Genomic DNA, 4,004 nt, shown 5'->3' on the forward strand with positions numbered 1-4,004 from the left:
AGCGCACGGTCGCAGACGGACTGGTCGAGCTGATCCCGTTCATCGACGCAGGTGGCGGTGAGGACCGGATGAATCCTGAGCAGACCGACGACACGATCGCCAGTGCGGGGATCGGCCTGCGCTGGCGGCCGTCCGAGCGGCTAGACCTGGCGCTGTACGTCGCTCAGCCCTTCGAGGGGCGGCCCGACGACATCGACGACCTCCAGGACCTGGGCATCCATTTTAGGATCCGCTGCGGCATCTGGCCCTGGCCATTCTCCGGGGCGGGGCGATCCTGATGCGCCGGCTGGCCCGTCTGCTCCTGCCGATGCTGCTCTGGCCGGTGCTGTGCCTGGGTGGTGCCGGCGCGCGCGCGGACGAGGCAGGCGAGCTGATCGTCGCCCGCCAGTGCTTCCCGGCAGCCCTGCTCCTGGCCGGGCAGGCGGCCAGCCAGGCGGATGATGCCACGCTTGGCCAGTTCTGCGCCCTGGCGACCAGCCGCTGCGATGGCCAGGACCATTCCTGGACCGTGCCGCCCGGCCCGATGCCGGCGGGTGCCGCCTGGCAGGCCTGTCTTGGCCGGATCGACGTGATAGCCCGTCGCCTGGCCGTGGTGCCGCCGGCTGATACATGTGAGGAGCGGGCGGATCTGGCCGCCCTGGCCCGCCGGGTCCGTGACCGGGCGCAGGAGGCCTATCGTCGCCAGGACGACCTGGCAGCGCGGCTGGAAGCAGTGCGCGCCGGTCTTGCCGCCCGGCCGCAGGCGATCGCGAACGACCCCTGCCCGCCGCCGCCCGTCGAGGTGGCGGAGATCGCGGCGCTGCATGAGGCGGGCGGCTCCCCGGAGGAGCGGCTGGTGGCAGCACTCCTCGCCAGCGACCTGGCGGGCGATTCTGCCCCGCTGGAGGCCGCCGAGGCCGCGGTTGCCGAGCACGGTCGCCCCGACCTGGCCGCGGTCGCCGCTGGCCTGACCGCAGAGCGGCTGGCGGGGCTGGGCCGGGCCGAGGCAGCGCTGGCCGCAGCCGATCGGGCAATTCTGGGCGCCGGGCAGGCCGATCTCGGGCAGGTGGAGGCCGAGGCGCTGGCGGTGCGGGCAGCCATGCTCGACCGACTGGGCCAGGATCCGGCCGCTGCCAGCGACGCCTATGCCGCCGCACTGCGCGCCCTGGACCGGCGCCGCGCGGCACTGCTGGACTATGACTGGATACGCCAGGGCTCCCCCTACCGGCTGCAGGTGGCGCCGCTGGTCGAGCGCTACGTGGCCCTGCAGATCGAGCGGGCGGCCAGCCTGCCGGAGGGGGAGCGGGTCGCGATCTATCGCGAGGTGATCCGGTTCGCCGACCAGGCCCGGGCCGCGGAGCTGTCCGACTATTTCCAGGACGACTGCGTGGCCGACCTGCGGGCGCGCACCCGCAGCGTCGGCGAGATCGACCCGGATGCCGCCGCCTTGGTGACGATCGTGCAGCGAAACGGCATCGAGCTGTTCATGATGCTGCCGGACGGGCGGATCCGGCACCACCGCTCGCCCTTGCCGGCCCGGGGCGAGCTCGAAGCCTACCCGTTTCGCCTGACCGACCCGACCCAGCCCGACGGCTGGAAGGCGCAGTCGCGTGAGCTCTACGACCTGCTGATCCGCCCGTTCGCTGCTGAGCTCGCAGGCATCGGGACGCTCGTGTTCGTGCCAGACGGGCCCTTGCGCCATGTGCTGCCGGCCACCCTGCTGGACGGGGACAGCTTCCTGATCGAGCGCATGGCGGTGGCCCTCAACCCGGGCCTGGACTTCGTCGACACCGCACCCGGGCCGCGAGGCAGCGCCTCCTGGCTGCTCGGCGCTACCGCTCGTGCCTGCCCGCCGCGCTGGGATGCGCTGGACGGCACCGAGGCCGAAGTCCAGGCGATCGCAGCGCTCAGCCCGCCGGCCGGCACCCTCACTTTGGTCGACGAGGCGTTCGACCGCGCCGGGCTGTTCCAGGACCTGGCGACCCGGCCGCTCTCGGTACTGCACTTCGCGACCCATGCCGAGTTCGCCCCGGAATCCTCGGACAGCAAGGTCCTGCTCGGCACCTGCGAGGAGCTGGACCTGGACGACCTGGAGCGACTGATCAAACAGGCCCGCTACCGCGACCGGCCCGTGGAGCTCCTGGTGCTGAGCGCCTGCCAGAGTGCTTTGGGCGACGACCGCGCAGCACTGGGCCTGGCGGGGCTGGCGGTGAAGTCTGGGGCGCGGGCCGCGATCGGCTCGATGTGGAAGGTCGACGACCAGGCGGCCGAGCGGCTGATGACCCTGTTCCACGGCGAGCTGACCACGGGCCATGTCGGGAAGGCCGAGGCATTGCGCCGGGCCCAGCTGGCCCTGGCGGCCGAGCCGGGCATGGCCGCACCAGTGTACTGGGCGGCGTTCCAGCTCGTCGGCGACTGGCGGTAGCCGACCAGCTCCGGATCGGGTGGGGAACCAAAGCGGGCGCGGCGGAACTACCTGCGTGGCAGACGCTTTCTCTCCGTCAACTGCAATGCCACCACATCGCCCGCCGGCCAGGAGCTCGATCCCGGATGGGGGCTGGAGATCGTGATGACCAAGCTGAAGCCCCTGTCCGAGCAGGTGATCGTGGTCACGGGCGCTTCCAGCGGCATTGGCCTTGCAACCGCGCAGGCCGCAGCGGCGGCTGGCGCCAGGGTCGTGCTGGCCGCACGCAGCGATGCCGCCCTCGATGAGGCCGTGCGGCAGATCACCGGCCGCGGTGGCCAGGCGATCTGGGTGCATTGCGATGTGGCGAGGCGGGACGACGTGCAGAAGCTCGCGGAGGCCGCCATCGACCGGTTCGGCCGCATCGACAGCTGGGTCAACAATGCCGGGGTCGGCATCTTCGGCCCGATCGAGAAGATCGACGAGGCCGACATGCGCCAGCTGTTCGACACGAACTTCTGGGGCGTCATTCACGGTTCGCTGGTCGCCGTTCCTTACCTGGAGAGGCAGGGCGGGGCGCTGATCAATGTCGGCAGCGTAGCATCGGACCGGGCCCTGCCGATGCAGGGCATCTACTCGGCAAGCAAGCACGCGGTGAAAGGCTTCACCGACGCGTTGCGGATGGAGCTGGAGGAGCGGGACGCTCCGATCGTGGTCACGCTCGTCAAGCCCGGGTCGATCGGCACGCCCATGCCGCAGCACATGAAGAACTACACGAGCCACGAGGTGCAGCTCCCGCCGCCGATCTATGCGCCGGAGGACGCGGCCATGGCCATCCTGGACGCCGCCCAGCACCCAAGGCGGGACGTCTTCGTCGGCTCTGCCGCCCTCACCGGAAGCACGCTCGGCCATGTCGCTCCACGCCTGCTCGACAAGGTCAGCGAGGAGTTGCTGTTCGACGCGCAGCGCGGGCCGCAGCCGCCTACCCCGACCGACAACCTCTACGAGGGGCGGGCCGAGGCGCGGGTCCGGGGCAATCGCCCCGGCAGCATGATTCGCCCCAGCCTCTATACAAGGGCCACGCTGCATCCGGCGGTCACCACGGCGGTCATGGCAGGAGTGGCGCTGCTTGCCAGCCGCATGCTGCGGCCACGCTGACCCCGGCGACCGGCGCGGCTACGGGATCAGCCGGTCGGCGCGCAGTTCGCGGAACAGGTCGAGGAAGGAGTCCTCGGTCGGCTGGAACGCGGAAAAACCCAGAACGCGGCTGTTCCTCATGTCGGTCATCACCTCGATCGGCCGGCCGAGGTCCAGGTCGGTGTGCCAGGGCGAGGCCAGCCGGTCGAGCTCGGGCTCCGCCAGGCCGTGGCGCCCAGCGATCTCACGCCACACCGGCCCGTCCTTCGCCATTTCCGCCTCGAGCGGCCGCACCTCGCCCTCGTAGCCGACCCACTCGACGCCGAAGTAGCCGGCCAGGCGCGGCCAGAGCCATTTCCAGCGGAAGATGTCGCCATTGACGATGTTGAAGGCCTGGTTGCGCGCTTCTGGCGTGGTCGCCGCCCAAAGGAGCTGCTCGGCCAGGATCCGCGCATCGGTGACGTCCGAGAGGCCTTCCCACTGC

General features: G+C 71.2%; 2 protein-coding genes and 2 pseudogenes. 3 read left to right on the forward strand and 1 reads right to left on the reverse strand.

Going from position 1 to position 4,004, the window contains the following annotated elements; all coding sequences use genetic code 11:
• The 3 genes and pseudogenes from EQG76_RS14980 to EQG76_RS14990 form a co-directional block, all read left to right on the forward strand.
• Positions 1-278, forward strand: a pseudogene (locus EQG76_RS14980) (hypothetical protein); the annotation flags it as partial.
• Positions 278-2,404 (forward strand): CHAT domain-containing protein, encoded by a 2,127-nt coding sequence (locus EQG76_RS14985; protein ID WP_159714851.1) that lies wholly within the window; start codon positions 278-280, stop codon positions 2,402-2,404. The pseudogene EQG76_RS14980 and the gene EQG76_RS14985, both read left to right, overlap by 1 nt.
• A gap of 144 nt (positions 2,405-2,548) precedes the next feature.
• Complete coding sequence (locus tag EQG76_RS14990; protein WP_159714853.1) at positions 2,549-3,541, forward strand: SDR family oxidoreductase; 993 nt, start codon at positions 2,549-2,551, stop codon at positions 3,539-3,541.
• Positions 3,542-3,559: 18 nt separating this feature from the next.
• On the opposite strand, the pseudogene EQG76_RS14995 reads toward EQG76_RS14990, so the two are convergent.
• A pseudogene (locus tag EQG76_RS14995) lies at positions 3,560-4,004 on the reverse strand (NAD-dependent dehydratase); the annotation flags it as partial.

Origin of the sequence: Geminicoccus flavidas, assembly GCF_009806515.1 — a bacterium.
GTDB lineage: Bacteria > Pseudomonadota > Alphaproteobacteria > Geminicoccales > Geminicoccaceae > Geminicoccus > Geminicoccus flavidus.

Excerpts from the sequence above, each read along its gene's own strand:
- EQG76_RS14985 (WP_159714851.1), top strand. The coding sequence starts at position 278 with ATGCGCCGGCTGGCCCGTCTGCTCCTGCCGATGCTGCTCTGGCCGGTG.
- EQG76_RS14990 (WP_159714853.1), top strand. The coding sequence starts at position 2,549 with ATGACCAAGCTGAAGCCCCTGTCCGAGCAGGTGATCGTGGTCACGGGC.